At 70.4% G+C, this 26748-nt stretch carries 29 protein-coding genes and 3 pseudogenes; 18 read left to right on the top strand and 14 right to left on the bottom strand.

Annotated elements, in window-relative coordinates; translation table 11 throughout:
• The first annotated feature begins 26 nt into the window (after nt 1-26).
• The 3 genes from J7E89_RS13360 to J7E89_RS13350 all read left to right on the top strand — a co-directional run bounded on the left by J7E89_RS13360 (nt 27) and on the right by J7E89_RS13350 (nt 1350).
• Nucleotides 27-416 carry a helix-turn-helix transcriptional regulator gene (locus tag J7E89_RS13360; RefSeq protein WP_214973071.1) on the top strand — a complete coding sequence of 130 codons (390 nt, stop codon included), beginning with the start codon at nt 27-29 and terminating at the stop codon, nt 414-416.
• Nucleotides 416-715, top strand: a complete 300-nt coding sequence (locus tag J7E89_RS13355; protein WP_214973069.1) for a hypothetical protein — start codon at nt 416-418, stop codon at nt 713-715. Before J7E89_RS13360 ends, J7E89_RS13355 begins: the two co-directional genes overlap by 1 nt.
• A gap of 320 nt (nt 716-1035) precedes the next feature.
• Nucleotides 1036-1350, top strand: coding sequence for a DUF427 domain-containing protein (locus J7E89_RS13350; RefSeq protein WP_214973068.1), 315 nt, complete (start codon nt 1036-1038; stop codon nt 1348-1350).
• 58 nt (nt 1351-1408) lie between these two features.
• Here the strand turns inward: J7E89_RS13350 and J7E89_RS40820 are convergent.
• The 3 genes and pseudogenes from J7E89_RS40820 to J7E89_RS13340 form a co-directional block, all read right to left on the bottom strand.
• Nucleotides 1409-1504 (bottom strand): annotated as a pseudogene (locus J7E89_RS40820) (site-specific integrase); the annotation flags it as partial.
• A 660-nt stretch (nt 1505-2164) separates the two neighbouring features.
• Entirely contained in the window at nt 2165-3082 is a 918-nt protein-coding gene (gene mmuM / locus J7E89_RS13345; protein WP_214973066.1) for a homocysteine S-methyltransferase, read from the bottom strand.
• A gap of 50 nt (nt 3083-3132) precedes the next feature.
• Nucleotides 3133-4056, bottom strand: coding sequence for an LLM class F420-dependent oxidoreductase (locus tag J7E89_RS13340; protein ID WP_214973064.1), 924 nt, complete (start codon nt 4054-4056; stop codon nt 3133-3135).
• Nucleotides 4057-4304: 248 nt separating this feature from the next.
• Here J7E89_RS13340 and J7E89_RS13335 point away from each other — a divergent pair, with 248 nt between their 5' ends.
• Nucleotides 4305-4532 (top strand): hypothetical protein, encoded by a 228-nt coding sequence (locus tag J7E89_RS13335; RefSeq protein ID WP_214973062.1) that lies wholly within the window; start codon nt 4305-4307, stop codon nt 4530-4532.
• A gap of 5 nt (nt 4533-4537) precedes the next feature.
• On the opposite strand, the gene J7E89_RS13330 is transcribed toward J7E89_RS13335, so the two are convergent.
• The 4 genes from J7E89_RS13330 to J7E89_RS13315 all read right to left on the bottom strand — a co-directional run bounded on the left by J7E89_RS13330 (nt 4538) and on the right by J7E89_RS13315 (nt 7158).
• Complete coding sequence (locus J7E89_RS13330) at nt 4538-5065, bottom strand: DUF6099 family protein (RefSeq protein ID WP_214973060.1); 528 nt, start codon at nt 5063-5065, stop codon at nt 4538-4540.
• A gap of 138 nt (nt 5066-5203) precedes the next feature.
• Nucleotides 5204-5554, bottom strand: coding sequence for a nucleotide pyrophosphohydrolase (locus J7E89_RS13325; RefSeq protein WP_214973055.1), 351 nt, complete (start codon nt 5552-5554; stop codon nt 5204-5206).
• The gene (locus J7E89_RS13320) at nt 5547-6716 is read right to left on the bottom strand and encodes an AAA family ATPase (RefSeq protein WP_214973054.1); all 1170 of its coding nucleotides are present in this window, start codon (nt 6714-6716) and stop codon (nt 5547-5549) included. The genes J7E89_RS13325 and J7E89_RS13320 overlap by 8 nt, the downstream gene beginning before the upstream one ends.
• A gap of 55 nt (nt 6717-6771) precedes the next feature.
• Nucleotides 6772-7158 carry a cell division protein SepF gene (locus J7E89_RS13315; RefSeq protein ID WP_214973053.1) on the bottom strand — a complete coding sequence of 129 codons (387 nt, stop codon included), beginning with the start codon at nt 7156-7158 and terminating at the stop codon, nt 6772-6774.
• A gap of 248 nt (nt 7159-7406) precedes the next feature.
• Between J7E89_RS13315 and J7E89_RS13310 the strand changes: the two genes are divergently transcribed.
• The 5 genes and pseudogenes from J7E89_RS13310 to J7E89_RS13290 all read left to right on the top strand — a co-directional run bounded on the left by J7E89_RS13310 (nt 7407) and on the right by J7E89_RS13290 (nt 10325).
• On the top strand, nt 7407-8264 hold the full coding sequence (locus J7E89_RS13310; protein ID WP_308315459.1) for a metallophosphoesterase: 858 nt from the start codon (nt 7407-7409) through the stop codon (nt 8262-8264).
• Nucleotides 8265-8451: 187 nt separating this feature from the next.
• Nucleotides 8452-8964 carry a flavin reductase family protein gene (locus tag J7E89_RS13305; protein WP_374196815.1) on the top strand — a complete coding sequence of 171 codons (513 nt, stop codon included), beginning with the start codon at nt 8452-8454 and terminating at the stop codon, nt 8962-8964.
• Nucleotides 8942-9403: pseudogene (locus J7E89_RS13300) on the top strand (3-phenylpropionate dioxygenase); the annotation flags it as partial. The gene J7E89_RS13305 and the pseudogene J7E89_RS13300, both read left to right, overlap by 23 nt.
• Before the next feature lie 157 nt (nt 9404-9560).
• Nucleotides 9561-10106, top strand: coding sequence for a hypothetical protein (locus J7E89_RS13295; RefSeq protein WP_374196814.1), 546 nt, complete (start codon nt 9561-9563; stop codon nt 10104-10106).
• Nucleotides 10107-10124: 18 nt separating this feature from the next.
• A complete protein-coding gene (locus tag J7E89_RS13290; protein ID WP_214973052.1) occupies nt 10125-10325 on the top strand; it encodes a 4-oxalocrotonate tautomerase family protein in 201 nt (66 codons plus the stop codon).
• Between the two features lie 32 nt (nt 10326-10357).
• Here J7E89_RS13290 and J7E89_RS13285 read toward each other — a convergent pair whose 3' ends face one another.
• Nucleotides 10358-10633, bottom strand: coding sequence for a DUF1269 domain-containing protein (locus tag J7E89_RS13285; protein WP_308315458.1), 276 nt, complete (start codon nt 10631-10633; stop codon nt 10358-10360).
• Between the two features lie 195 nt (nt 10634-10828).
• On the opposite strand from J7E89_RS13285, the gene J7E89_RS13280 reads away from it, so the two are divergent.
• The 7 genes and pseudogenes from J7E89_RS13280 (at nt 10829) to J7E89_RS13255 (ending at nt 16677) form a co-directional block, all read left to right on the top strand.
• Nucleotides 10829-11236 carry a cold-shock protein gene (locus J7E89_RS13280; protein WP_214973049.1) on the top strand — a complete coding sequence of 136 codons (408 nt, stop codon included), beginning with the start codon at nt 10829-10831 and terminating at the stop codon, nt 11234-11236.
• Nucleotides 11237-11307: 71 nt separating this feature from the next.
• A pseudogene (locus tag J7E89_RS40815) lies at nt 11308-11552 on the top strand (siderophore-interacting protein); the annotation flags it as partial.
• A gap of 216 nt (nt 11553-11768) precedes the next feature.
• Nucleotides 11769-12425: an isochorismatase family protein gene (locus tag J7E89_RS13275; RefSeq protein WP_214973047.1), complete on the top strand. Its 657-nt coding sequence runs from the start codon at nt 11769-11771 to the stop codon at nt 12423-12425.
• A 34-nt stretch (nt 12426-12459) separates the two neighbouring features.
• On the top strand, nt 12460-13494 hold the full coding sequence (argC, locus tag J7E89_RS13270; RefSeq protein ID WP_214973045.1) for an N-acetyl-gamma-glutamyl-phosphate reductase: 1035 nt from the start codon (nt 12460-12462) through the stop codon (nt 13492-13494).
• Nucleotides 13491-14645, top strand: a complete 1155-nt coding sequence (argJ, locus tag J7E89_RS13265) for a bifunctional glutamate N-acetyltransferase/amino-acid acetyltransferase ArgJ (RefSeq protein ID WP_214973043.1) — start codon at nt 13491-13493, stop codon at nt 14643-14645. The genes argC and argJ overlap by 4 nt, the downstream gene beginning before the upstream one ends.
• Nucleotides 14642-15496: an acetylglutamate kinase gene (gene argB, locus J7E89_RS13260; RefSeq protein WP_214973041.1), complete on the top strand. Its 855-nt coding sequence runs from the start codon at nt 14642-14644 to the stop codon at nt 15494-15496. The genes argJ and argB overlap by 4 nt, the downstream gene beginning before the upstream one ends.
• Complete coding sequence (locus J7E89_RS13255; RefSeq protein ID WP_214973038.1) at nt 15493-16677, top strand: acetylornithine transaminase; 1185 nt, start codon at nt 15493-15495, stop codon at nt 16675-16677. The genes argB and J7E89_RS13255 overlap by 4 nt, the downstream gene beginning before the upstream one ends.
• 98 nt (nt 16678-16775) lie before the next feature.
• Here the strand turns inward: J7E89_RS13255 and J7E89_RS13250 are convergent, their stop codons facing one another.
• The 6 genes from J7E89_RS13250 to J7E89_RS13225 all read right to left on the bottom strand — a co-directional run bounded on the left by J7E89_RS13250 (nt 16776) and on the right by J7E89_RS13225 (nt 22563).
• On the bottom strand, nt 16776-17300 hold the full coding sequence (locus tag J7E89_RS13250) for a GNAT family N-acetyltransferase (RefSeq protein ID WP_214973036.1): 525 nt from the start codon (nt 17298-17300) through the stop codon (nt 16776-16778).
• A gap of 461 nt (nt 17301-17761) precedes the next feature.
• Complete coding sequence (locus J7E89_RS13245; RefSeq protein WP_214973034.1) at nt 17762-17995, bottom strand: hypothetical protein; 234 nt, start codon at nt 17993-17995, stop codon at nt 17762-17764.
• Nucleotides 17992-19569, bottom strand: a complete 1578-nt coding sequence (locus J7E89_RS13240) for an amidohydrolase (RefSeq protein WP_214973032.1) — start codon at nt 19567-19569, stop codon at nt 17992-17994. The genes J7E89_RS13245 and J7E89_RS13240 overlap by 4 nt, the downstream gene beginning before the upstream one ends.
• Before the next feature lie 14 nt (nt 19570-19583).
• Nucleotides 19584-20429 carry an ABC transporter ATP-binding protein gene (locus J7E89_RS13235; RefSeq protein ID WP_214973030.1) on the bottom strand — a complete coding sequence of 282 codons (846 nt, stop codon included), beginning with the start codon at nt 20427-20429 and terminating at the stop codon, nt 19584-19586.
• Nucleotides 20426-21547: an iron chelate uptake ABC transporter family permease subunit gene (locus J7E89_RS13230; protein ID WP_214973028.1), complete on the bottom strand. Its 1122-nt coding sequence runs from the start codon at nt 21545-21547 to the stop codon at nt 20426-20428. The genes J7E89_RS13235 and J7E89_RS13230 overlap by 4 nt, the downstream gene beginning before the upstream one ends.
• Nucleotides 21544-22563, bottom strand: coding sequence for an iron chelate uptake ABC transporter family permease subunit (locus tag J7E89_RS13225; protein WP_308315457.1), 1020 nt, complete (start codon nt 22561-22563; stop codon nt 21544-21546). Before J7E89_RS13225 ends, J7E89_RS13230 begins: the two co-directional genes overlap by 4 nt.
• Before the next feature lie 274 nt (nt 22564-22837).
• Here J7E89_RS13225 and J7E89_RS13220 point away from each other — a divergent pair, with 274 nt between their 5' ends.
• Together J7E89_RS13220 and J7E89_RS13215 are read left to right on the top strand one after the other, a co-directional pair.
• Nucleotides 22838-24535 (top strand): ABC transporter ATP-binding protein, encoded by a 1698-nt coding sequence (locus tag J7E89_RS13220; RefSeq protein ID WP_214973026.1) that lies wholly within the window; start codon nt 22838-22840, stop codon nt 24533-24535.
• 56 nt (nt 24536-24591) lie between these two features.
• Nucleotides 24592-26400: an ABC transporter ATP-binding protein gene (locus J7E89_RS13215; RefSeq protein ID WP_214973020.1), complete on the top strand. Its 1809-nt coding sequence runs from the start codon at nt 24592-24594 to the stop codon at nt 26398-26400.
• Nucleotides 26401-26748 lie beyond the last annotated feature (348 nt).

Here is a 26748-nt window from a genome sequence, read left to right as displayed (position 1 = left end):
TAGTTCAAGTTGTGGAGACCCCTCGCATGCTTCAGCGCACCACCTCGACTCCGCAGGCCGCCGCCCCGGCAGGCGCCTGCACGCACACGGACACGGTGGCGACGTTCTTCCGCGCGCTGTCCGACCCCACCCGCCTCAAGCTGCTGGAGTTCATCCTCGGCGGCGAGCGCACCACAGCCGAGTGCGTCGCCCACGCCGGGATCTCCCAGCCCAGGGTGTCGGTCCACCTGTCCTGCCTGGCCGACTGCGGCTATGTGACCGCCCGCCGTGACGGCCGCAGACTGCTCTACTCCGTCGGTGACCCACGCGTCGCGGATCTCGTCGTGCTCGCCCGCGCCCTGGCCGCCGACAATGCCGCCGCCCTGAACTGCTGCCCCCGCATCGAACCTGCATCGGCCGAAGGAGGCGACAGCTGATGACCGGTAACAGCAAGCCGTCCCGGCCGACCGGCGTACTGGCCGCCGTCGGAGTGGGGTTGATGATGGTGGTCTGCTGTGCCGTACCGGTGCTGTTGGCCGGGGGCGCGCTCGGCGCTATTGGCGGCGTACTGGGCAGCCCGTGGCTGATCGCGGCGGCCGCCGCTGTGGTAGCCGCTGGAATCGCCGTACTCGTCCACCGTCGTCGCACGAGTCGCAGGGACTGCTGCCCGCCCCCGCTCGGCCTTGCAGACAATGAGTCGGGAGAACGTCCAGGTCGGTACGGGCGTAGGAGTTGAAGTAGTTCGAGATCAGGGTCCGCCGCCACGCCACCTCCACATCGCTCCAGACCCATGCAGCCTGCGCGGCCTCGCATCGCGTTCTCCGTCGGCCTCGACACCGATCTTCCGTACGACGGTGACCAGCACGGCAAGCTTCGGCTCGAAGTCGACGTCCCCGCGCTGGATCGTGACGGTCTGTTCTTCACTGGCTCGGCCGCCTTGGCCGGCGCCGTGCTCGGTAGGAGGACGAGGTTTCCCTCCACGCTCCCTGCTACGGATGGAAGCCCAGGACCGGCTTACCGGGTTTCCTACACCCGAGTGGAGGAGATGAGAGAGCCATGATGCGCGCGATCTGGAACGGCGTCGTTATCGCTGAAACCTCACGGACGAAGCGGGTGGAGGGCAACGACTACTTTCCGCCCGAGTCGCTCAAGCGTGAGTGTTTCACCGAGAGTTCGACCAAGTCGCTGTGCCTGTGGAAGGGGATCGCTCGTTACTACACCCTCACCGTGAACGGTCAGGTGAACCCCGACGCCGCCTGGTACTACCCACATCCGAGCCCGCTCGCCCGGCGCATCAAGAACCACGTCGCCTTCTGGAACGGCGTCACCATCGAAGGCACCCGCGAGAAGAAGCCATCGCAGCACCTCTGAGCGCCATGCTGGACGCCGTGATGGCCCATGGAGCGGGCGGCGATACGGGCTCTGTACCGTGGAGGTCCCAGCCCGTGCCAAGTCCGCCGATGGCGGTGTGCTCGTCCAACAGGGCGCGGGCCTGTCCGTACGACAGGCTGGCGAGCCCGGTGTCTGAGTCTCGTGTCCGGCAGCAGGTCGGCACCGCCGGGCGCCACGTGTCCAATGATTCGCTGTGAAAACCGTCCTTGTCGGGGCTTGAACCGGGTGAGGGCTGGCCCTCAGCCGTCTCGGGGTTGCACGAAACAGGCACGATGGTGGGATGAGCTGGGGGCGTCAGGCCGGACCGCTATCACATTGAGTGGTGTCTTCGACGAGCGTGTCGATCGCCGATTGACCGTCCAGCGACAACGAGGTCCCTTCCCAGCACTCAGGGACAGCCTGATCTTCGGCTTCCGCGAGCCGACCCCTGATCACAACCCGGACATACCGGAGCGCGTCGCGAGCCCCAAGGGGCAACACTCAACCCTCTCCGGATACTTCGTACGATACGAAAGTGCATAGCCCGAGGTGACTGGACAGCGGCAGGGGCGGAGAGCGCAGCTCCATAAGGGAGAATGTCCCGATATGGCAGTGCTGCGAGAGACCGATTCGCGCGACGGTTTCCCGGCCAAAACGACCCGGTTTCGACCCCGCCAAAATGTCCGCACTAAAAAACCCGCCCTGACCTGGGACAAGTCAGGGCAGCGGACGAGTCGGCCTGTACGTCAGGAACACATGCCCGAGTATCGTCGGCCCGGCCCATCCCTGACCAGGGGATTAAGCGACCGGTGGCTCAAGCATCCGGTCCGGCCAGCCGGGCCAGCTCCGCGATCTCCGCGGGCCCGACCCGGCAGCAGCCGCCCACCAGCCGGGCCCCGGACGCCCGCCACTCGCGCACCCGCGCCGGGTCGTACGTGCCCCCGCCACTCCACCGCCTCCCCTCCGCGTCCCACCGCTCACCACTGTTCGGGTACACGACGACCGGTTTCCCGGTCACCGAGGCCGCGACCTCCACCGCCGCGTCCGCGTCACGCGGCTCGCAGCAGTTGATCCCCACCGCGATCACCTGATCGTTCCCCGCCGCGAGCGCGAAGGCGGCGTCCAGCGGCTGGCCGGCCCGGGTCCGTCCGCCCGCGATGCTGTACGAGAGCCAGACCGGCGTCCCGGACCCCTCGACGGCCCGCAGCAGCGCCTCGGCCTCGTCGGTGTCCGGCACCGTCTCCAGCGCCAGCACATCGGGCGCCGCCGCCACGAGCGCTTCGACGCGCGGCCGGTGGAAGTGCTCCAGCTCGCGCACCGAGAGCCCGTACCGTCCCCGGTACTCGCTGCCGTCGGCGAGCATCGCCCCGTACGGCCCGACCGAGGCCGCCACCCAGACCTCCCGGTCCACGGTCTCCCCCGCCGCACGCGCCAGTTCGACGCTGCCCGCCAGCAGCTCCGCGGCCTTGCCCGGGCCGAGCCCCCGCCGCGCGAAGCCCTCGAACGTCGCCTGGTAACTGGCGGTGATCAGCACCTGTGCGCCCGCCCGCACATACGCCGCGTGCGCCGCCGCGATCTGTTGCGGCCCGTCGGCGAGCAGCCGCGCCGACCAGAGCGCGTCGGACAGGTCGCAGCCCTGCGCCTCCAGTTGGTTGGACAGACCGCCGTCAAGGACAACGGGCCCCCGGGCCCCGGCTCCGAGTGCGGCGGCAAGCGGACGGACTGGCTTCACGGCAAGACTCCTTTACTCGTTTACTCGTCAGACACTCCTCAGGCCACTCCTCAGCTCAGCTGCGACTGGACCTGCGAGGAGATCAGCTCCAGGTGTTCGAGATCGTCCAGGTCCAGGATCTGGAGATAGACCCGCGACGCGCCGATCGCGGCGTACTGGCCGATCTTGTCGACCACCTCGGCCGGTGAGCCCGCCAGCCCGTTCGCCTTGAGCTCCTCCACCTCCCGACCGATGGCCGCCGCCCGGCGGGCCACCTCCGCGTCGTCCTTACCCACGCACGCCACCAGCGCGTTGGAGTACACCAGGTCGTCCGCCTTGCGCCCGGCCTTCTCCGCCGCCGCCCTGACCCGCCCGAACTGCCGCTCGCTGTCCTCCAGCGAGGCGAACGGGATGTTGAACTCGTCGGCGTACCGTGCGGCCAGCCGCGGCGTGCGGGTCGCGCCGTGCCCGCCGACCAGCACCGGCACCTTGGCCTGCGCGGGCTTGGGCAGCGCCGGTGAGTCCGTCAACTGGTAGTACGTCCCGTCGTAGCTGAACGTCTTGCCGGTCTCCGTCGCCCACAGCCCGGTGACGATGGCCAGCTGCTCCTCCAGCCGGCCGAACTTCTCCTTCGGGAACGGGATCCCGTACGCCCGGTGCTCCTCCTCGAACCAGCCCGCCCCCAGGCCCAGTTCCACCCGGCCGCCCGACATCTGGTCGACCTGCGCGACCTGGATGGCCAGCACGCCCGGCAGCCGGAAGGTGCCCGCGGTCATCAGCGTGCCCAGCCGGATCCGCCTGGTCTCGCGGGCGAGCCCGGCCAGCGTGATCCAGGCGTCGGTCGGCCCGGGCAGGCCGTCGCCCGACCCCATCCGCAGATAGTGGTCCGAGCGGTAGAAGGCGTCGAAGCCCAGGTCCTCGGCGGCCTTGGCGACGGTGAGCAGGGTGTCGTAGGTCGCCCCTTGCTGGGGCTCAGTGAAGATTCGAAGATCCATACCTCCATCCTGCACCGCTGGACTGCCGTCAACCCCACCACCCGCACCCGCCCCGCGGCTCTGCCCTGTCGAGTGAACTTCCACCGGCCGGGCGGCCCGCGCACGGCCTCGCCAGTGACCGGCGCCCGGAAAGATCGTTGGCTCGGGCGGAGCCGGACCGCCCGGCCCGCGCGCCGGCGGCCGCTGCCGGCGCGTCGTACGCGGCACCGCCCTCCCCCGCGGGGAAGGCCAGGGCCGAGGAGTCCGCCATGTCCCAGGAAGCCGCGCCAGAACAGGCCGTACCCCAGCAGCCAAAAGGCCTGCTCCAGCAGATGGAGGAACTGATGGCGGCGCTGAACGCCGACCTCTCGCAGCTCGACGCCGACCTCCAGGCCGGCACCGACGTCCAGGCCGGCACCGAGGTCCAGCCCAGCACCGACATCCAGTCCACCGGCGATCGCCCGCCGACCGCCGCGAGCGGTGGCACCGGCGGCTGACGGCGTCATGACGGCTCCGCCGCCGAGTCGCGAGCAGCGCTGCGACGTCTGTCCTGCTCCCGCACCGTGAGCCGGCGTAATATCCCGCGCACGCGGTCGCTCGACTCGTCGGCGGCGTCGATGCCCTCGATGCACTGCCAGTAGAGACCCTCTTCGTCGGTGGCGCACGCGACCCCGACGAGCGCGATTCCCACCTCCCCGAGAAGTCCGCTCAACCCGATCAACGCCGCTCGCGCGTCCGCCACTTGGGACAGCTGCGCGGCACGCGGCCGGGCGTCCGGGGGCGCTCCCCCGGCGTCGTCCGCCCCGCCCGCCCACAGCGCCGGGATGTCGAGCACCCCGCAGCCCCGCCCGCCTGTCTCGCTGAGCCCGCGCGCCTCACCTCTCAGCTCCGCCGGACCGGTCAGCACCAGCTGTCCGCCGATCGCCTGGGTCAGCGCCTGCGCCTGCCAGGCCTCCGCCAGGATGTCCCGTGCCGCCCGGCTCTGCGCGAGTGCGTGCCGGCTCTGCCCGATGAGCCTCACCGCGTCCATGCGCCGCCCCCGTCCATACCATGGCCCGCGTCTTTCGCGTACCGTCTCCTACCCACTACCCAGAGTGAGGGTCTGGGGCCCGGAAAGCCAGGGCTATGGCGAAATCTGTGGACAGAAAAGCGATTTTGGATAATTCCATCACTCCGAAGAGTGACGATCCTTGCTTTCCGGCACCGGAAAGCGCAGCTCGTTCCGGTCGATCTTGGCCGCCAGAGCCGCCAGCACATCAATCCCGAGCACCTCACTGAACTGCAGCAGGTACGCGAAGACGTCAGCGACCTCGTCCGCCACCCGGTGCGCGGACCGCGGGTCCTCCATCACCCGCGCCGACTCCTCGGGCGTCAGCCACTGGAAGATCTCCACCAGTTCGGACGCCTCCACGCTCAGCGCCACGGCCAGGTTCTTCGGCGTGTGGTACGGCTCCCACCCCCGGGCCGCAGCGAATTCCGCCAGCCGCCGTTGCAGTGCCGCTACATCAAGTTCAGTCACGGCCCAGGTCTACCACCGCCACGCCGTCCACCCCGCGCGCGTACGACGCGGAGGCGTCCGTGACCGTTCCCACGAGCCGGATGTGCCCCTCGGCGCAGACCGATGCTGCCAGCGCCACAAGTTCCCGCGTCTGCCGCTCGTCCAGGGACCGGTCGAAGCCGTCCGCGAGGACCGTCAGCGCCTGCATCGCCGCGGGCACTTCGGCGACGGTGTCCATGGCCAGCACCCCCGGACCGGTCAGCAGCACCAGCGCGAGCGCCAGATACCTCAGCTCGCCGTCCCCGAGCCGCCCGACCGGCGTGGCCCAAGGACCGCCCCGGCCCACCATTGCCCGTACCCTCCCGTCCGCGAGCTCCTCCACGGTCAGCGCCTCCACCGGGCCCGCGCACCCCGACCGCACCATCGCCGCCAGCCGCGCATGACGCTTCGCGCACTGGTGGTGTGTACGCCGCAGCACCTCCGCGAGGTTGCCGCAGCCGCGCAGCAGCCGGGCGTCGCCCAGTGCCACCGGCTCCCGCATGCGCGAGGGCTGCGGATCGCACGCGAACACCGAACGCAGCGCGAGAACCACCTGCTCAGCGGCCGCCAGTACCCGCAGCTGCCCCGCCGTCTTGCCCGCCACCCGCAGCGGCAGCAGCGCCGTACCCAGCAGATCGTCGGGCAGTGGCGCCCGCGTCACCGGCGCGGTACCGGCCGTGTACCAGGCCGCCTGGACGGTGCTGCGCCCCGGATCGCGCAGGGCAGTTGCCAGCAGCGTCTGCCCCTCGCAGGTCAGCCGCTCGCCGACGATGCGCAGTTCGGGTTCGGCCTGTACGGCGAGATCGAGGCGTACGGGCCCGGCGGGCCCCTCGACGGTGCAGCCGATCCGGAACCCCCGCCGCCCCTCGGCGTCGGGCCCCGCCCGCTCCGGCACGCACCCCGCCGGGTCCCGGAACACCGCGCCCAGCTCGGCGCCGCCGCCGAGCCGGGCCAGCGCGTCGTACACCTCCAGGACGCTCGACTTGCCGCTGCCACTGGCTCCAGCGAACAGGGTCACCGGGCCGAGCGGGAAGACCGCGCCGCGGTGCGATCTGAAGGCCGAGAGCCGCAGTTCGGTGACCGTGGGGACGCCACGGTCGTCGGCCGGAGGTCCGGGGCGCGTCCCCGGCGAAAGCACAGTCATGGCCGGACGGTATGCACCGCCTCGGCTGACGAACCGTTACGCCTGAAGGACCTTCCTACGATTGAGGGACCGCGGCCGCCTCGGCGCCCTCGACCTCCATGCCGGCCGGCGACAACAGGAAGACGTTCCGGTCGACCCGGTGCATGCCGCTGCCGAGCCCGAAGACCACACCGCTGCTGAAGTCAAGGATGCGTTTGGCCACATCGGTGTCGGCCGCGGTCAGGTCCAGGAGTACCGGTACCTGCGCGATCAGGTACTCCGCGACCTCGCGCGCGTCGGAGAACACCTGCACGCGCAGCACGATCATCCGCCGCTGCTCAACGGCTTCCTCCTCCGGCAACGCGCGGTGATCGACTCTGGAAGGCCACTCGTTCCTGCTGCGCAGTGGCACGACTTGAGCGAGCCCGGCCCACTGTTCATCGGTGACGTCGTACCTGCTCACCGGACCACCCCGCTCACGTGCTGTGTCTGCATCCGGCCATCCTCCCGTGCCTCACCCGTTCGGCCCAACAGCGACACGGGCGGGATGGTGCGCGGAATGACGATGACCGTCGTGTACGCGGGACCCCCTTCGAGCCGCGCCGCGCACACAAAAGGAACAAGCTAGTGTGCGCCGGGGGTTGCACCTTCCGCAAAGACGCAAAGACGCAAGGCGTACGACGTAAGACGCCGAGAAGAGAGGAAGAGCAGGTGGCACACGCGCCCGGAAGTCTCTTGGCCATCAGCGACCTCCACATCGCCTACAAGGAGAACCGCAAGATCGTCGCCGACCTCCGTCCGGAGTCCGACGACGACTGGCTCCTGGTGGCGGGAGACATCGGTGAGAAGTCGTACGACATCGACTGGGCGCTGCGCACCCTCGCCTCGAACTTCGCCAAGGTCATCTGGGCTCCCGGCAACCACGAGCTGTGGACGCCGCGCGAGGACCCGCTCCAGCTGCGCGGCGTCGAGCGCTACCAGCATCTGGTGGAGCTCTGCCGAGGCCTGGGGGTCGTCACGCCCGAGGACACGTATCCGGTCTGGCCCGGCCCACAGGGGCCGGTGACCGTGGCCCCGCTGTTCCTCCTGTACGACTACTCCTTCCGCACCGGCCCCGGGCTCAGCAGGGAGGAGGCTCTGGCGGCCGCGTACGACAAGGGCGTGGTGTGCACGGACGAGTTTCTGCTGCACCCCGATCCGTACGAGAGCCGGCAGGCGTGGTGCGAGAGCAGGGTGAAGGAGACCGAGGTGCGGCTGGCCGCGCTGGATCCGGCGACCCCCGTCGTGCTGGTCAACCACTATCCGCTGGTACGTGAGCCGATGGACGTGCTGCACCACCCCGAATTCGCCCTGTGGTGCGGTACGGAACGGACCGCCGACTGGCACCGGCGGTTCAATGTCGCGGCGATGGTGTACGGACATCTGCACATCCCCCGCTCGACCGTTTACGACGGGGTCCCCTTCGAAGAGGTCTCGGTCGGCTACCCGCGCGAGTGGCGCAGGCCCGGCCACCGGCGCACCGTGCCGCCCCGCCGGATCCTGCCGGCCGCGGCGCCGGACCCGAGGTAGCGAGAGGGCGGGTGCCGGAACCGTCAACGGCTCGGCGGAAGCCTCGGTCTACACTGCTGAGCCGGGCGCATCCTATGTGTTCGTCGCGGGCGGTATCGGCATAACTCCCCTGCTCGCCATGGCCAGGGAGGCGTCCCGCCGCGGCGCCACGTGACGGTTGGTGTACGGCGGCCGCACCCTCGGCACGATGGCGTTCACCGGGGAACTCGCCGCGCTGGGCGGCGACATCACCGTCGCACCTCAGGACGAGCACGGGCACATCGACCTGGATGCCGCGCTCGCCGACCTTCCCGAGGGCACGCTCGCATACTCGTGGGGCCCCGAGCCGCTGCTGACCGCCGTCGAGCAGCGCTGCCCGGCGGAACGGCTGCGGCTGCGGCTGCGGCTGCGGCTGGAGCGATTCGCCGCCCCGGTGGCCCCGGTGGTGGAGCGTACGGGAGACGACGAGGGGTTCGAGGTCGAGTGCCGCGCGTCCGGGGTGACACCCGACGTCGGCGCCGGCACCTCGATCCTCGAAGCCGCGGAGGCCGCCGGGTGCGAGACCCGGATGCTCGAAGGCGCCCCCGACCACCGCGACTTCCTGCTCAGCGAGGCCGAGCACACCGCGAACGCCTCGATGATGATCTGCGTCTCGCGGTGCGCCTGGGGCCTTCCGCGCCGAGATGCACCGACTGGGGAGCCTGACCATGTTCGACGGTGACACCACGGCCAAGTTCCGCATCCGCGAGACGGACCGCGGCTACTTCTTCGAGAAGACCGACCAGCGGGGCGTCAACTTCGACTGGGTGGAGCTGAGCCGTAAGGGTGCGGCCTGGGTGGACCTGTCCATCCCGTACCCGCCCTCCGCGGGCCCCGGCGGCCCGTTCGGCATCGTCGGCATGGTCTGCCCGGTCGACGCGCACAACACCGGTGTCTTCTTCTGGCGCTACCGCAAGTTCGAGGACTGGCAGCGCGACTCGTGGCGCTTCCTGTACAAGACGCTGATCGAGAAGCGGCACTAGGACGTCCTGGAGCAGGACCCCGTCATGCTGGAGGCCATGCCCGCGGCGGCCGACCAGCAGGAGAACCTCTACCAGCACGACCTCGGCGTGGTGCGGCTGCGCCGGCTGTACCGGGCCGCGGCCGAAGCCCAGTCGTGAGGTAATGCACGCATACCTTCAATCCGGCATATGGTACATAGTGATTGCCCAGGAATCGGTACTCGCTGGAGGACAAGCCCCATGGCCGCATGCACGAAGGGCCGGTCGAGCAGGCGACGGCTGGCCACGGCCGGTTCTGGTCACCGCGGCGTCAGGCGTGGCCACCCTCGCTTCGTGCAGTACCGATGACGGGGACGGCGGTAGCAGTACGCCGTTCAGCCCGCGACCGACACCGCCCGACACGTCCTCCTTCACGGGTACGCCGCCGTCCGCTCTGGCCTCTGCGGAAGCCTCGGCCCGCGCCTCGGCGTCCGCGGCGGCTTCGTCCGCGTCGGCTGCCGCCTCCGCCTTCGAGGCATCGGTCTCGGCTGAGGCGGGCCGTGCCAACCAGGCGGCCGCCGCCGAGCTCAAGAAGGTGCGGGGCGGTGGCAATGCGAGAGCGGACGTCTCGCTGACCGGAAAACCGAGGGCTCAGACCGGCGGCGTTCTCGCCGTCGTCGTCAACATCACCAACCGCACCGACGAGCAGGCGTCGTACGCCGTCCAGGTCGACTTCACCGACCCCTCCGGCAAGGTGGTGGAGAGCAGGATCGTCGGCGCGCAGGATCTCGACCCCGGTGAGAAGGTCCAGCCGCTGGCCATCAGCCGGAAGCCTGTCGAACCGGTACTGACGCCCAGGATCGCCAAGGCCCAGCGGTATTGAGGAGTCGAGGATTCCGTCATGCCTTTCATCGAGGTCAAGCACATCGGGCGGTGCAGTGCCGAGCAGAAGCGTGCGCTCGTACGCGAACTCACCGAGGCGTACGCAAGGGCCCTCGGGAAGGATCCTGGGCGGGTCTGGGTGACCCTCCAGGAGTTCGACGCTCAGGACTGGGCGACGGGCGGACAGCTGGTGAGCGAGCGTGATGATTCGAGCGAGTGAACCGGCATAGGCCACCGGCCGGCGAGGCGTCACTACTCGGAGAAGACCTCACGCAGCTTCCTCTCGGTCTCCGCGTCGAGGTTGCTGTGGAGCAGTTCCGCGGTGTGGCCGGGAAGGGCTTCGCTGACCCGTTCGGTGTTGGCGCCCATGGTCATCAGGAAGAGGGCGGACGTTCCCGGGGTCACCTTCTGCTTGACCTCCTTGATGAAGTCGTCGTCGATACCGATGTCGGTGAATTTGCCACCGAGGGCTCCGGCGGCAGCGTTTCCTCGACATCGGCTGCGGCGTCCGGCGAATCGAACTTCCACACCGTAAGAGTGGCCACGACAACCTCCGGGCAGAGACGCGATGAACTGGACTGCCAACGTATTCCGGTTGGCTGTGACCGGCATTTCCTGAAGGCGATCAAGCACTGAGCACCCGCCGGGCTACCGCGTCGCCGACCGGCTACGCTCTGATCCAGGTTTTCGGGCAAGGGCCCGTTCTGGTTGGGGGTTGTTGTGGTGGTTACCGGTCGTGTGGTGCGTTTCGACGGTGCACGGGGGTACGGGTTCATCGCTCCGGAGGGCGGTGGCGAGGATGTGTTCCTGCACGCGAACGACATGCTGATCCCCGAGGCGATCGTACGCTCGGGCCTGGCCGTCGAGTTCGAGCTCGATGAGGGCGACCGCGGCCCCAAGGCGTCCGGCGTCCGGCTCGCCCGGGGAGCCGATGGCGAGCCGCTGACGCCGCCCGTGGTGTCGGCGGCCGATACCGACGCGATGTGCGATGTGCTCAGCGCGGACGAGTGCCTCAAGGAGATGACCGAGGTGCTGTTGCGGACCGCACCCTCGCTCACCGGCGAGCAGATCCTCGCCGTGCGCGCGGGCATGGTGAAGTTCGCGAAGGGCCACGGCTGGATCGAGGGCTGACGGAGCATCGGGGCAACCTTTTGGACTTGGCTCAGTCTGACCTGACCCAAGCGTCGCCCCGGGGAGGAGACCGCGGAATCCGCCTTACTGACGGCGGCATGTTCCGTGCGACCGAGCCGCACCCCGCGATGTGGGTGCGGCTCTGGTTCGACGCGCCTGCACGCTGGTGGACCCGAATCCCGCCACCGGGACATTCAGCATGGAGTTCGCTCTGCACAAAGGTCGCGTCGGCGACCGGGCGCGCGCTGGGCGGCCGGGCGACAGGATCGAGGCGACCATCCAGGGCGCCGGCTTCGCCGTGCCCCGCGCCCCGCCGCGCGACAACGGCGCCCAGCTGATCGAGACGGTACGGCGACGTACCCAAGAAGGGGTTGCACGCGCGGGGTCAGCCGGCGCGCGGCTTGCCGGGCGGGTAGCTCCAGGCCCGCCCCATCAACGCTTAGGTTAGGCTAAGCTAAGTCTCCCGACATCGGGTAGCGAACCGCGCCCGTGGCCCGACTGGGCGGACACGTCATCAGGGAGGAGAAAGCCCATGGGCTTGCCGGCCATCGGCTCCTACCCCATGCCCGACCGCGCCGCGATCCCTCCGTCCTGCGTTCCCTGGACGATCGATCCGGCACGGGCCGCGCTGTTGGTCCATGACATGCAGAACCACTTCGTCCGGACGTTTCCGGCAGGTCGCTCCCCCGTGGTGGAACTCGTCGACAACATCGCCGCCCTGCGCGAACTCGCCGGCACGCTCGGCATGCCGGTCGTATTCAGCGCCGAACCGGCCGGCCAGCCCCCCGGTCAGCGCGGACTGCTGGCCGACATCTGGGGGCCCGGTATCGGCCATGAGCCCGACGCGGCCGCGATCGTCCCGGCGCTCACCCCCCGGCCCGGCGAGCATCTGCTCGCCAACGTGCGCCACAACGCCTTTCTCCGCAGCCATCTCGGCAGGCTGCTGCGCTCCACGGGCCGCGACCAGCTGATCATCTGTGGCGTGTACGCACATCTCGGCGTCCTGCTGACGGCGGCGGACGCCTTCATGAACGACATCCAGCCCTTCGTCGTCGCTGACGCGGTGGCCGACTTCTCGGCCGAGGAACACGCCATGGCACTGCGGTGGGCCGCGCGCAGCGGAGTCGTGTCCACCACCGACGGACTGCTGCGCGACCTTCTGATCGGCAGGGCGACGCGCGGTGCATGACGGTCAACCAGAAGCACGAAGAAAGACGAACAACATGACGGTACGGGTCGCGGTGGCCGGAGCGAGTGGCTACGCCGGAGGGGAGATCCTGCGCCTGCTGGTGTCCCATCCCGGCGTGGAGATCGGCGTGGTCGCCGCGCACAGCAGCGCGGGCCGCACGCTCGGGGAGGTACAGCCCCACCTGGCCGCTCTCGCCGACCGGGTGCTCGTGGAGACCTCGGCCGCGTCGCTCAGCGGCCATGACGTGGTGTTCCTGGCTCTGCCGCACGGCCAGTCGGCCGCGCTCGCGGAGCAGCTGGATGCCGAAACGCTGATCGTCGACTGCGGCGCGGACTTCCGGCTTCGCGACCCCGTCGACTGGGAGCGGTTCTACGGCTCGGCTCATGCCGGCACCTGGCCCTACGGACTGCCCGAACTCCCAGGAGTACGAGAAGAGCTGAAAGGCGCGACCCGGGTGGCCGTACCCGGCTGCTATCCGACAGCGGTGACCCTGGCGCTGTACCCGGCCTTCGCCGCGGGCCTGGTGGAACCGGAGGCAGTGATCGTCGCGGCGAGCGGAGCCTCCGGAGCGGGCCGGGCTGCCAAGCCTCATATGCTCGGCTCCGAAGTGATGGGCTCGATGAGCCCGTACGGCGTCGGAGGCGGCCACCGGCACACGCCGGAGCTGACGCAGAACCTGTCGCGGGTGGCGGGCGAGCGAGTGGCCGTGTCGTTCACGCCGACGCTGGCTCCGATGCCCCGGGGCATCCTCGCCACCTGCTCGGCGCGCCTGCGCCCGGAGGCCGGAGCCGGACCCCGCGAAGTCCGTGCGGCGTACGAAGCCGCCTACGCCGACGAGCCGTTCGTCCGGCTGCTGCCGTCCGGACAGTGGCCGTCGACCGCCGCCGTACTCGGCTCCAACACCACGCAGGTGCAGGTGGCGGTGGACGAGCAGACCGGTCGCCTGATCTCCCTGAGCGCGATCGACAACCTGACGAAGGGCACCGCCGGTGGCGCGGTGCAGAGCATGAATGTCGCCCTCGGCCTGCCGGAAGGGCTGGGCCTGCCCACGAATGGAGTGGCTCCGTGACCGTAACCGCTGCACAGGGATTCCTCGCGAGCGGTGTGGCCGCCGGGATCAAGGAGTCCGGTGATCCCGACCTGGCTCTGGTGGTGAACCGCGGCCCGTCGCGCGCGGCTGCCGGAGTATTCACCTCCAACCGGGTCCAGGCCGCTCCGGTCCGCTGGTCCCAGCGGGTGCTGACCGACGGCCGGATATCCGGGGTCGTCCTCAACTCCGGGGGCGCCAACGCGTGTACGGGGCCCGCGGGTGCGGTGGACGCGCGGGTGATGGCCGAGCACACGGCGCGCGCCGTGGGGGTGAGTCCGCAGGAGATCGCGGTGTGTTCCACCGGACTCATCGGCGTCCCGCTGCCGATGGACAGGGTCACGGCCGGAATCGACGCTGCCGCCGAGCGGCTGTCGCCCGAGCGCGGCGTGGAGGCGGCCGTCGCGATCAAGACGACGGATTCGGTGCACAAGACGGCGGTGGTCTCCGGACCGGGGGGCTGGACGGTGGGCGGTATGGCGAAGGGCGCGGGCATGCTCGCGCCCGGGCTCGCCACCATGCTGGTGGTGCTCACGACGGACGCCGACGTGACACCGGCGGTTCTCGATTCCGCGCTGCGGGAGGCCGTACGGACCACCTTCGACCGGGTGGACTCGGACGGCTGCATGTCCACCAACGACACGGTGCTGCTCCTCGCGTCGGGCGCTTCCACAGTCGCGCCGGACCCTGACTCCTTCGCCGAGACCGTGCACACGGTCTGTCTGGACCTGGCACGGCAGTTGGTCGCGGACGCGGAAGGTGCCTCGAAGGAGATCGAGGTGGAGGTCGTCGGCGCGGCGTCGGAGGGGGACGCCGTAACGGTGGGCAAGTCCGTGGCCAGGAACAATCTGCTCAAGTGCGCGCTGCACGGGGAGGACCCGAACTGGGGCCGGGTGCTGTCGGCGATCGGTACGACGTCGGCCGTGTTCGACCCCGACCGCCTCGATGTGGCCATCAACGGCGTCCGGGTGTGCCGGGACGGTGCGGCGGGCGAGTCCCGCGACAAGGTCGACCTGTCGGGGCGTCAGATCACGATCACGATCGATCTGCGCTCCGGTGACGAGTCGGCGGTGATCTGGACCAATGACCTCACCGCCGAGTACATCCACGAGAACAGCGCGTACAGCTCATGAGCGCCCACCCCTCGCTGGAGGAGTTCCAGGGCCGCGCGGTCGTGATCAAGTTCGGCGGCAACGCCATGGTGGACGAGGAACTGAAGCGGACGTTCGCCCAGGACGTGGTGGAGCTGTGGCACGCGGGGCTGCGCCCTGTCGTCGTACACGGCGGCGGGCCGCAGATCAGCGCGTTGCTCGACCGGCTCGACCTGGAGGTCCGCTTCGAGGCGGGGCTGAGGGTGACCACTCCGGACATCATGAACGTGGTCCGGATGGTGCTGACGGGTCAGGTCCAGCGGGAGCTGGTCGGACTCATCAACAGCCACGGGCCGTTCGCGGTGGGGATGTCGGGCGAGGACGCGCACACCATGACGGCCGTGCAGCGACCGGCCTGGGTCGACGGCGAGCCGGTGGACATCGGCCTGGTCGGTGACATCGTCGACGTGAACCCGGACACCGTGCGGGCCCTGCTGGAGCAGGGCCGTATCCCGGTGGTCTCCCCCGTGGCGCGGGGCGCCGACGGACAGGTCTACAACGTCAACGCCGATCTCGCGGCGGCGGCCATGGCGGTGGCCCTCGACGCGGAGAAGCTGGTGATGCTCACCGACGTCGAGGGGCTGTACGCGAACTGGCCGCACGACACCGAGGTGATCGACCGCCTGACGGCGAGTGAGCTGGAGAAACTGCTGCCGGAGCTGGCGGGCGGGATGCTCCCCAAGATGGAAGGGTGCCTGCGGGCCGCCTGGGCGGGCGTACCCATGGCACACGTGCTGGACGGCCGGGTGCCGCACTCGCTGCTGCGGGGAGTGTTCGGCGGCGGCGACCACTTCGGCACCACCGTGGTTCCGGACGAGGAGGGCGCCGCATGACCGCCGGGACAAGGGGCCGCCCGGTCCTCACGGATCGCTGGCGTGCCGTGATGATGGACAACTACGGTACGCCGCCCCTGGCTCTGGTCAGGGGCGAGGGCAGCACGGTGTGGGACGAGTCCGGGCGCGCGTACCTCGACTTCACCGGCGGGATCGCCGTGAACACGCTGGGGCACGCCCACCCTGCCGTGGTGTCGGCGGTGAGCGACCAGGCCGCCACGCTGGGTCACGTCTCGAACCTGTACGTCTCCGAGCCTGCGGTCGCGCTTGCCGAACGGCTGCTGCGGCTGATGGGAAGGCCGGGACGGGTGTTCTTCGCGAACTCCGGGACGGAAGCGGTCGAAGCGGCGTTCAAGATCGCCCGTCGGACGGGGCGGCCGCGTCTGGTCGCGACCCGGGGGGGATTCCACGGCCGCACCATGGGGGCGCTCGCCCTCACCGGACAACCCGCGAAACGCGAACCGTTCCTGCCGCTGCCGGGGGAGGTGTCCCATGTGCCGTTCGGTGATGTGACGGCGCTGCGGGCGGCGGTCACGGAGGAGACGGCGGCGGTCTTCATCGAACCGGTACAGGGTGAGGCCGGCGTGCTCCCGGCACCCGAGGGATATCTGCGGGCGGCCCGTGAGATCACCCGGGCCACCGGCACGCTGCTGGTGCTCGACGAGGTCCAGACCGGGATCGGTCGCACCGGTCGCTGGTTCGCCCATCAGGCGGTGGAGGGCGCGGACCCCGATGTGGTGACTCTGGCGAAGGGGCTGGGCGGTGGCCTGCCGATCGGCGCCACGGTGGCGTTCGGCCCGGCGGCCGACCTGCTGACGCCGGGCCAGCACGGCTCGACCTTCGGCGGCAATCCGGTGGCTTGCGCCGCCGGGATCGCCGTACTGGAGACCATCGAGCGCGAGGGGCTCCTCGGCCATGTCGCGCGGGTGGGTGAGCGGCTGCGGTGCGGCGTCGAGGGGCTGCGGCACCTCCGGGTGAGCCATGTCCGGGGTACGGGACTGCTGCTCGGGGTCGTTCTCACCGAACCGGTCGCACCGCGCGTACAGAAGGCGGCGCAGGACGCCGGCTTCCTCGTCAACGCCACCGGCCCCACGACGGTGCGGCTGGCTCCGGCGCTGACGGTCCGCGCGACGCAGGTGGATGAGCTGATCGCGGCGCTGCCGGGCATCCTCGACGCCTGAGCCGGCGGCCACACGGCGTCGCAGCCAGGGGCTGGTCCCGAAGTCGTACGTGGGGCTGGGGACTTGCCGCCAGGACGACTTCCGGGCCGGCCCCGCTGTCAGAGCATGCGGGCGAGGACGTGCGAATTGCGGCGAGGGTCCAAGGAGTTCGCCCAGGCCGCCGGCGCGAGACCCGCAGAGGCGGGCGCGAAGCCGTACCGGAGGAAGAGGTCGCCACCACCGGTCGTCGCGGTGAAGAGGGCGTCCAGCGAATGGGCCGACGCTTTGGCGAGCGCCGCACGCAGGAGCTGACCCCCCAGTCCGCAGCCCTGCCTGCGCGGCGCGACGCAGAAGTTGTAGAGGACGCCCGTGGGCCCGCGGCCGACGGCCGGATCGGCGGGGTGAACTCGCATCCCCAGACAGCCGTCGAGGGTGCCGTCGCGGGTCTCCACGACCAGGAAATCGGTCGCGTCCGAGGCGTAGAGGGAGAGGGAACGCTCACGCAGCGCGCCCGAGCGTACGAACGGCCGGGACAGAGCCGCAAGGCCTGCGGCATCTCCGCGAAGCGCGGATCGTACAGGGAGCGGGGCGGGCAGGATGGTGCGTGACGACAGTGTGCCGAGGCGCGGGGCGGCCGTAATCAAGGGTTTCCCTTCCTTCGGTCCCACCCGTGCACGGAGGGCAGCTCGGCCACCGCAGCATCCTGGGACACCAGATGAAGTAAGGGTAGCCTCACCTAAGCTCTTCGCCAAAACGTGTACGCCTACCCTCCCTCGACGGCGCAGGCTGCCGCGTAGCCCGAGGGAGCGTGAACATCAACGCCGCCGCCACCGGGGCACGGCTCGCGGACGAGCTCGACGGCGGCCGGCCCCGCGCCAGATACGCGCCGAGCAGGCGTCGCAGCACCACGTGTGCGACGCGGTACCGGTCGCGGCCGGTTTCCCGTACGACGGCCCGGGTCCGCGCCCGTTCGTCGCCGTCGGGCAACACTCCTCGGCAGCGGCTCGCTGCGCGTACTCGCTCGCGCGCACGGACCACAGGCGCGGCCCCGCCCCGCGCCGCCACGGCGGCGGATCCGTACCCACACCAAAGAGGACGGGCGTCCCTACGCGGCGCAGGGGCGGCCCGGATAGTCGTAGCTCTCCGGTACGCCGGCCTCGCGCATTCTGCGCAGGACCTCGCGCAGGGTCGCTTCCCCGTCGATGTCCACCGGGCAGTTGATCTGCGTGTCGAAGACCATGGTCTCCGCAGCGGTGTTCCAGATGACCCACTGATGCGGGTACGAGGACGCCTGCCACAGGTACGCGTACCGCTCGATGCTTTCCACCTTCGTACTCATGGCGCCGCCTTTTCGCTCTTACGGCCGTCGACGAACGTCGCGACCACTTCGATGTCACCAATGCGTGAGGTGCTGACTCGCCGGGGATGGTCTCCCAGGACGACCAGATCGGCGCGTTTGCCGGGGCTGAGGCTGCCGGCGCTGTCGTCCCAGTGGCAGGCGAAGGCTCCACCGACGGTGTACGAGCGCAGGGCCTCGTCGACCGTGATGCCCTCGTCCGGGCCGATGACCCGGCCCGACGCGGAGGCGCGCTCGACCATGAACTGAATGGCCCGCAGCGGCGATCCGTCCGTGACGGGACGGTCGGAGCTGCCCACCAGCGTGATGCCGTGGTCCAGGAACCCCTTGCCCCGGTACAGCCAGGGCGCCCTGTCCTCGCCCATGATCGACGCGTAGTCGTCGCCGAAGTAGCGCAGGAAGTTCGGCTGGACCACCGCGATCGCGCCGAGTCGCGCGAAGCGGGCGAGCTGGTCGGGTCTGATCAGGCCCGCGTGTTCGATGCGGTGCCTCGCGTCCGGGCGTGGCCGGATGTTCTGTGCCCGCTCCAGGGCGTCCAGGGCGACGTCGGCGGCGCGGTCGCCGATGGCGTGGACGGCGAGCTGCCAGCCGGCGAGATGGCCGTCGACGATGGTGTCCGCGAGGAGTTCGGGATCGTCCTGGAGCTCCCCGGCGTGTTCCATGCCGTGGTACGGGCTGCTCAGTGCGGCGGTACGGGCCATCATGCCGCCGTCGGTCCAGATCTTGAGCGCGCCCACGGAGAGCCAGTCGTCGCCGAACCCGGTGCGCAGGCCGAGGTCGAGGGCCCGGGGTATGCCATCGCCTGCATGCGAGACGACCGGACGCAGCGTGTCCGCGGCGACCATGAGCTGCACCCGCAGGGGCAGGCGGCCCTGCTCCCGCACCAGCTGATAGGCGGCCAGCTCGACCGGGCTGTGGCCGAACAGGGCGCCACCGATGCCCGCCTCGGCGCAGGCCGTCACGCCCTCCGAGAGACAGATGCGCCCGGCGTGGGCGATCGCGTCCGCCAACTCGTCCTGGGAGTAGGGCGGTCGAAGTTTCCGTGCGGCGCCCATGGCGCTCTCGGCGAGGTAGCCGTCCTCGTGGCGGACATGAGCGGGCAGCTGGTCCAGGACGGCGCTGTTGACCACGCAGGCGTGTCCGGAGTCGTGCATCAGGAACACCTTGCGCCCATGGCTGACCTGGTCGAGTTCGGCAGCGGTCAGATGGCGTCCGAGGGCCCTCTGGTCGTACCCGGCGATGTCTACCCAGGCGCCGGGGGAAGTCTTCCGGGAGACGGCCTCTTCCACGACCGCGAGCACGTCCTCGATCCGCTCGCAGGGTGCGACGCTCGGGGTGGTCGCCTTCAGCCCCGTCCATGCCAGGTGAACGTGGCTGTCGATGAACCCGGGCAGCACGGTGGCGCCCTGGAGGTCGATCACCTCGCGGGCGGGCAGTGAGGTCACCGCGTCGTCCAGGCCCACGATCCGGCCGCGCCAGATGCCCAGGTCGTGGGCGACGGGGTGGTCCGGGTCCATGGTGATGATGTGGGCGTTCGTCAGCCTCGTACAGAGCATGGGCAGTCCCGTCCCTAAGGGGTTTCCGCCAGGGCGTCGCCTGCCATGGCAGGGCGCTTGCGGGCCGTCGGAACCATGAGCGGAGTTCCGGTTTCGGGATCGTCGATGATCCGGCAGGGCAGGCCGAACACGTCCTCGATCAGCTCGGCGGTCATGACCGTCGCCGGGTCGCCTTCGGCGGCGACCGTGCCGCCGGCCCGCATCACCACGAGGTGGGTGGCATAGCGGCATGCCTGGTTGAGGTCGTGCAGCACCGCGACGATGGTGTGGCCCTTGCGCTCATGCAGATCGGCGCACAGGTTCAGCACCTCGACCTGGTGCGCGATGTCGAGGAAGGTGGTCGGTTCGTCCAGCAGCAGGATGGACGTCTGCTGCGCCAGCACCATGGACAGCCACACGCGTTGCCGCTGACCGCCGGAGAGGTCGTCGACCGGCCGGTCGGCGAGTTCCAGTACGCCGGTCTGCCGCATCGCCTCCGTCACGGCGGACTCGTCCTCGGCGGACCACTGCTTGAGCATCCGCTGGTGCGGATAACGGCCGCGGGCCACCAGGTCTCCCACCGTGATGCCGCCCGGCGCGGTCGACGACTGCGGGAGCAGGCCGAGCCGGCGCGCGACTTCGCGGGAGCGGTACGACGAGATGGCGGCCCCGTCGAGATAGACCTCTCCCGCCTTGGGCCTGAGCATGCGGGCCAACGCCTTGAGCAGGGTCGACTTGCCGCAGGCGTTCGGACCGACGATCACTGTGAATGAGTGGTCGGGTATGACGACGCCGAGGGAGGTGGCGACGGTGCGCTGATCGTAGGAGAGGGTCAGGTCCTCGGCTCGCAGCCGGGCCGTCGGGGACATCGTTCCTGTCATGCGCGGCTCTTTCGCGATTCTGTGACCAGCAGCCAGATGAGATACAACCCACCGATGGTGCCGGTCGCCGTACCCACCGGGAGGAGAGCGGGTGAGAAGATCCGCTGCACCGCGAGATCGCTCCCGGCCAGCAGTACGGCGCCCATCAGGGCGGCCGGGACGAGTGCGGGGCCGGACGACCGGGTCAGCCTCCGGGCGAGCTGCGGGGCCGCCAGCGCGACGAACCAGATGGGACCGGTCACCGCGGTGGCGAACGCGGCCAGCGCGACGCTGATGCCGAGCAGGAGAAGCCGGCTGCGCGCCACGTCGACGCCGAGTGCCTTCGCCGTGTCGTCGCCCATTTCCACCATGGACAGCCTGCGGGCGAGGAAGAAGGCGAGCGGAAGCAGGATCACGACGGCGATGACGATCGCGAGCGCGTGGTCCCAGCCCCTGTTGCCGAGACTGCCGATCAGCCACGCCTGGGCCTCCAGCGCCTCCTGCCAGCTCGCCCGGGTGATGAGGTAGGAGTTGACGGCGAGCAGCAGGGCGCTCACGCCGATCCCGATGACGACGAGCCGAAATCCCTGCAGGCCGCCGCTGAAGACCAGCAGGTACATCGCGGCGGCCGTGGCCAGCCCGCCGATCAGTGCCCCGAACGCGATCTCGGTCATGCTTCCGTGGAGCACGACGATGACCACCAGTGCTCCGGTCGCCGACCCGCTCGTGAAGCCGATGATGTCCGGGCTGCCGAGCGAGTTGCCGGTCAGGCTCTGCAGGATCGCCCCGCTGACCGCCAGCGCCGCTCCGACACACAGCGCGGTGAGCAGCCGTGGCATGCGCAGGGTGTTGACGATGAAGTCCGCGCCTCCGGAGCCCTTGCCGGCGAGGGCCTGAAGCGCCTCCGCGATCGACAGCTCGAAGTCCCCGGTGGTGAGGGCGATCCCCATGACCGTCGTGAGCGCGACCAGCAGCACCACCGTCACAGCGACTGCGCGTCCCTGAACTCGCAGAGACAGACCCCCGTTCCGCGTACGGATGACCCGGCCGCTGACCACACGGGGGTTCGGGGCGTCCGCGGATTTGGTCGCACGGGTCGCGTCGGTGGCGGAGGGCTCGGCCTCCCGGACAGTGCTCACAGCATGGCCAGCTTTCGACGGCGGCACAGCGCGATGAACAGCGGTGCACCGAGAAACGCGGTGATGATGCCGACTTGGAGCTCTCCGGGAGCACCCAGCACGCGGCCGACGATGTCCGCGCCGATCAGCAGGATCGGTGCGAGCAGCATCGAGTACGCCAGCACCCACCGCTGGTCGGGGCCGACCAGGAGGCGGGCCACGTGCGGCACCGCGAGACCGACGAAGCTGATCGGCCCCGCCGCGGCGGTGGCGGCGCCGCACAGCAGCATCACCGCGACGACGCCGAGTACGCGGGTACGGCCGACGTTGACGCCGAGAGCGCGTCCCAACTGGTCGCCCATGGCGAGCGCGTTCAGGGAGGGGGCGAGCCCGAGGGCGATCACGAGGCCCAACACGACGAAGGGCAGGACGACGTACACGATGTCGAAGTTCCGGCCGGCGAGCGCACCCACCGTCCAGAACCGGAACTGGTCGAATGCCCGCGGATTGAGCAGCAGTACGGCCGAGTTGAAGGCGAACAGCACGGCTGTGACCGCCGCACCCGCGACAACCAGCCGGTCGGGGGTCGCCAGTGTCCGGCCGGACGAGCCGAGCAGGTAGACCACGACGGATGCGAGAGCCGCGCCGAGGAAGGCGAACCACACATAGCCGAGGGCCGATCCCACGCCGAGGAACGCGATGGCCACGACCACGCCGGTCGAGGCACCCAGGCTCACCCCGAGCAGACCGGGGTCGGCCAGCGGATTGCGGGTCAGTGCCTGCATCAGAGCGCCCGAGAGTCCCAGCGCCATGCCCACCAGGAGGCCGAGCAGGGTCCGGGGTATCCGGTAGTCGTGGATGATGACCGCGGTGTCCGACCCGTCGTTGTGCCACAGCACGTTCCACGTCGAGGTGAACGGGATGTCTTTGGTGCCCAGCCACACACCGAGCAGGGCGATCAGGATCAGCGCGCCGAGTGCCACGAGCAGTCCCAGGCCGCGCAGTGCCGTCGCTGCGGCCCGGCGATTCGGGGGCACGGGTGGACCGTCGGCAACGCTCCCGGATGCCGCCTGCGCCTCGACCGACAACAAGTACTACCCCCCGGCGGCAGAGTGCGCATCACGCGAAGAGATGTCACGTACGCACAACAAACAGTGACTTAGGTGAGCCTAACCGAACCGCTCTGCACGGTCAACGAGCAGGTATATCCCGCCAGTACAGCGCGGAGGCGGGGCCGACGCGAACCCTTGGCCCAAACGCTCATTAGAGTAGCCTTACCTAACTATCCGACCGTCTTCGCGGAGGTACCGCATGCTCGATGGAGGACCGACGGGGGGCCATGTCCTCCGGAGGGCGATCAGGGGCCAGCGTCGCCACGTCGCCGGGGCATCGCTCCTCGGCATGGCCCACCAGGGTTGCGAGGCGATGGTTCCCGTCGTCATCGGCCTGATCATCGACGAAGCCGTGGCGACCGGCTCCTCCGGCGCCCTGCTGCGCTGGCTGCTGGTACTCGCCGCGCTCTTCTTCGTACTGTCCACGTGCTACCGCACCTCTGCGCGGATCACCGACGGGGCGGGCGAACGGGCCGCGCACCGGCTGCGGCTCGATCTCGGCGCCAGGGTGCTCAACCCGAGCGGCGGCGCGGACGCGGGCCGGCTCCCGGGCGAGCTGACCTCCATCGCCACCGGCGACGCCGGCCGGGTGGGCGCCGTCGCGGCCGCACTGCCCTACGGGATATCGGCGGTCGCCGGACTGGTCATCAGCGCGGTGGTACTGCTCCGGATCTCAGTGCCGCTCGGGCTGCTCGTACTCCTCGGCATCCCGCCCCTGCTGTGGCTCGGTCACCGCATCAGCCAACCCCTCGAACAGCGCAGTGAGGTCGAGCAGGAGCGCGCCGCGCACGCCTCCGGCGTCGCCGCCGACCTGGTCGCGGGACTGCGCGTACTCAAGGGCATCGGCGCCGAACGGGCCGCGGTGTCCCGGTACCGGCGAACCAGTCAGGACTCGCTGGCGGCCGCGCTGCGGGCCGCCCGCAGCCGCGCCTGGCACGATGGCGCGATCCTGGCCCTGACCGGGATCTTCATCGCCGTCATCGGACTGGTCGGCGCGCATCTCGCGATGCGCGGCGCGATCAGCGTCGGCGACCTGGTGGCGGCGGTCGGACTCGCACAGTTCCTGCTGGGGCCGTTCCAGCTCCTCACCTACGTCAACGGCGAATTCGCCCAGGGCCGCGCGTCCGCCGACCGGATCGCCGAGGTACTGGCATCGGCCCCCGCGGTGACAGCGGGATCCGCCGCGCCGCCCGCTCAGGTCGCCGGACGGCTCCACCTGCGCGGCGTCACGCACGGCGCGCTGCGCGGGGTCGACCTCGACATCGGCCCCGGCAGTCTGGTCGGCATCGTCACCAAGGACCCGGCTGCGGCGACCGACCTGCTGCTGTGCCTGGGCAGGGAAATCGACCCCGCCGAAGGGACGATCGAGCTCGACGGCGTATCTCTGGCCGGGCTCGACCCCGACGGCGTACGCCGGGCGATCCTGGTCGCGCATCACGACGCGGCCCTGTTCGAGAGCAGCCTGCTCGACAACGTACGGGCCGGAACGGTCAGCGGTACGGCGGACGTTGAGCCGGCGCTGACGGCCTCGGCGGCGGACGACGTCGCACGTGCCCTGCCCCAGGGCGTCGACACCATGCTCACCGAGCGCGGACGGTCGCTGTCCGGCGGGCAGCGCCAGCGGGTCGCGCTGGCGCGGGCGCTTGCCGCGGATCACCCGGTGCTGGTCGTCCACGACCCGACCACCGCCGTCGACACGGTCACCGAATCCCGGATCGCCGCCCGCCTGAGGGAACTGCGCCGTGGCCGCACCACGATCCTGGTCACCACCAGCCCCGCTCTGCTCGCCGTGACCGATCGCGTGGTGGTGCTCGACGACGGCGCCGTGACCGCGGACGGCCGCCATCCGGAGCTTGTCGCCACAGACGCGGCGTACCGCTCGGTGGTACTGACGTGACGTCCGTCAACACAGAACGCGCGAACGACGATGCCGTGAACGACGAAGGACGGACGATGAGCGGAACCAGCGCGCCGGATCGCGAACTCCTGCCGATCGCCACCGGCGCCCAAACACTCGCCGTCGTCGGCACGTTGCTGCGCCGTCACAGGTTGCTGACCGTGTCCGCGGTGAGCGTGCTGGTCATCGGAACGGGCATCGGTCTGCTGACCGCCCCGCTGCTCGGTCGCATCGTCGACCTGGTCGTCGAGCACCGGGGCGCCGGGGCGCTGACGGTGCCGATGGTCCTCCTCCTCGCGGTGGCGGTGGCCCGGGGCGTCGCGACCGCGATCGGCACCTCCCTTGTCGCCCGGCTCGGCGAGACCGTTCTCGCGAGCCTGCGCGAGCGGTTCATCGAGCGGGCGCTGCGACTTCCGCTCGAACGCGTGGAACAGGCCGGCTCGGGCGATCTGACCTCCCGGGTGACCGGCGATGTGACCCGGATAGCCAAGGCGGTACGCCAGGCGCTGCCCGAGTTCGCCGGGGCCCTCCTGACCATCGCTCTGACGCTCGTCGGCCTCACCGTGCTGGACTGGCGCTTCCTTCCCGCCGTCCTGGTGGCCATGCCGATCCATGTCCTCACCGTGCGGTGGTACATGCCGCGCGCCACACCGCTGTACGCCCAGCACAGGGTCGCCACCGGCGCCCTGCAGCACCAGCTTCTCGACAGCTTCGGCGGCGTCCGGACCGTACGCGCGTTCCGGCTGAACGACAGGCACGCGGAGCTGCTGGAACAGCGGTCGCAGGAATCCGTCAGCCTCGCGCTGCGCGCCATCCGGCTCGTTTCCGGGTTCTTCTCACGGCTCAACCTCGCCGAGTTCGTCGGTCTGACATCGGTCCTGGTCACCGGATTCATCCTGGTCGGCAATGGTTCCGTGAGTATCGGCACGGCTACCGCGGCGGCGCTGTACTTCCACAGCCTGTTCAATCCCGTGAACGCCGCGCTCTTCCTCATCGACGAGGCGCAGTCCGCCGGCGCCAGCCTGGCGCGACTGGTCGGCGTGTCGAATCTGCCCGCGGAGCGGGAGCCGGACCGGCCCTCCGTGCCGGTGGACGGTTCCGTCAAGGTCTCCGCGCTCAGCCACGCGTACGTGTCCGAGCACCCCGTACTGCGCGAGGTCGACCTGGAGGTGCGCAGCGGCGAGCGGGTGGCGCTGGTCGGCGCGAGCGGGGCCGGAAAGACCACCCTGGCGAAGCTGATCGCCGGCATCCACGAGCCGTCCGACGGCGTCATCACCCTTGGCGGTGTCGACACCCAGGAGCTCGGACCCGCCGGCATGCGGCGGGCGGTGACGCTGATCAGTCAGGAAGTCCATGTGTTCGCCGGGCCGCTGTCCGAGGACCTGAGGCTCGCCCGGCCGGAGTCCACCGACGAGGAGCTGCGCACCGCGCTCGCCAAGGTCAGTGCGCTGGCCTGGGTGGAGGCGCTGCCCGACGGGCTCGACACGGTGGTGGGCGAGGGCGGGCACCGGCTGACGGTGACCCAGGCCCAGCATCTGGCCCTGGCCCGCCTCGTCCTCGCCGACCCGCCGGTCGCGATCCTGGACGAGGCCACCGCGGACGCCGGCAGCGCGGGCGCCCGCGTCCTGGAGACGGCTGCGCTTCAGGCGCTGGAAGGACGTACGGGCCTGATGGTGGCCCACCGGCTGCCTCAGGCCGCGACCGCGGACCGCGTCGTCGTCCTCGACCAGGGCAGGGTCGTCGAGACGGGTACGCACGAGGAGTTGGTGGCGGCGGGTGGGCGCTATGCGGCGCTCTGGGCGGCGTGGTCCGACACGCGGCGACAGCCGGTGGACACGGTGCGTCAGGTGGCTGCGGAGGCCTGAGCGCCGCAGCAGGTTTGCGTAAGGCCCGCCGGGTATCCCAGCGGGCCTTACGCATCGGCGCCTGCGTGCGGGCCTTTCCCCACCCCGCCCCTTCCCGAACTGGGGCGCCGCCCCAGACCCCGGTCCTCAAACGCCGGACGGGCTGAAGTTGCCGGGGCTCCGCCCCCAGGCCCCGCTCCTCAAACGCCGGAGGGGCTTGATGGTGCGGCCGAATCCAGCCCGTCCGGCGTTTGAGGACACGCCCGAAGGGCGTCCCGGGGGCCTGGGGACTTGCCCCCACCACGCGGCGGAGCCGCAAAATGACACAGCGGGAAGGGGCGGGGTGGGGAAAGGCTCGCCGCAGGCGCC

The organism is Streptomyces sp. ISL-100 (assembly GCF_018614615.1).
Classification (GTDB): Bacteria; Actinomycetota; Actinomycetes; order Streptomycetales; family Streptomycetaceae; genus Streptomyces.
This window is presented reverse-complemented; position numbering and strand designations above follow the sequence as displayed.

Excerpts from the sequence above, each read along its gene's own strand:
- J7E89_RS13255 (WP_214973038.1), top strand. The coding sequence starts at position 15,493 with ATGACCGCCGGGACAAGGGGCCGCCCGGTCCTCACGGATCGCTGGCGT.
- J7E89_RS13355 (WP_214973069.1), top strand. The coding sequence starts at position 416 with ATGACCGGTAACAGCAAGCCGTCCCGGCCGACCGGCGTACTGGCCGCC.
- J7E89_RS13235 (WP_214973030.1), bottom strand. The coding sequence starts at position 20,429 with ATGACAGGAACGATGTCCCCGACGGCCCGGCTGCGAGCCGAGGACCTG.
- J7E89_RS13240 (WP_214973032.1), bottom strand. The coding sequence starts at position 19,569 with ATGCTCTGTACGAGGCTGACGAACGCCCACATCATCACCATGGACCCG.
- J7E89_RS13305 (WP_374196815.1), top strand. The coding sequence starts at position 8,452 with ATGGCGTTCACCGGGGAACTCGCCGCGCTGGGCGGCGACATCACCGTC.
- J7E89_RS13245 (WP_214973034.1), bottom strand. The coding sequence starts at position 17,995 with ATGAGTACGAAGGTGGAAAGCATCGAGCGGTACGCGTACCTGTGGCAG.
- J7E89_RS13340 (WP_214973064.1), bottom strand. The coding sequence starts at position 4,056 with ATGGATCTTCGAATCTTCACTGAGCCCCAGCAAGGGGCGACCTACGAC.
- J7E89_RS13330 (WP_214973060.1), bottom strand. The coding sequence starts at position 5,065 with ATGGACGCGGTGAGGCTCATCGGGCAGAGCCGGCACGCACTCGCGCAG.
- J7E89_RS13350 (WP_214973068.1), top strand. The coding sequence starts at position 1,036 with ATGATGCGCGCGATCTGGAACGGCGTCGTTATCGCTGAAACCTCACGG.
- J7E89_RS13320 (WP_214973054.1), bottom strand. The coding sequence starts at position 6,716 with ATGACTGTGCTTTCGCCGGGGACGCGCCCCGGACCTCCGGCCGACGAC.
- J7E89_RS13215 (WP_214973020.1), top strand. The coding sequence starts at position 24,592 with ATGAGCGGAACCAGCGCGCCGGATCGCGAACTCCTGCCGATCGCCACC.
- J7E89_RS13360 (WP_214973071.1), top strand. The coding sequence starts at position 27 with ATGCTTCAGCGCACCACCTCGACTCCGCAGGCCGCCGCCCCGGCAGGC.
- argB (WP_214973041.1), top strand. The coding sequence starts at position 14,642 with ATGAGCGCCCACCCCTCGCTGGAGGAGTTCCAGGGCCGCGCGGTCGTG.
- J7E89_RS13290 (WP_214973052.1), top strand. The coding sequence starts at position 10,125 with ATGCCTTTCATCGAGGTCAAGCACATCGGGCGGTGCAGTGCCGAGCAG.
- J7E89_RS13275 (WP_214973047.1), top strand. The coding sequence starts at position 11,769 with ATGGGCTTGCCGGCCATCGGCTCCTACCCCATGCCCGACCGCGCCGCG.
- J7E89_RS13335 (WP_214973062.1), top strand. The coding sequence starts at position 4,305 with ATGTCCCAGGAAGCCGCGCCAGAACAGGCCGTACCCCAGCAGCCAAAA.
- J7E89_RS13220 (WP_214973026.1), top strand. The coding sequence starts at position 22,838 with ATGCTCGATGGAGGACCGACGGGGGGCCATGTCCTCCGGAGGGCGATC.
- argC (WP_214973045.1), top strand. The coding sequence starts at position 12,460 with ATGACGGTACGGGTCGCGGTGGCCGGAGCGAGTGGCTACGCCGGAGGG.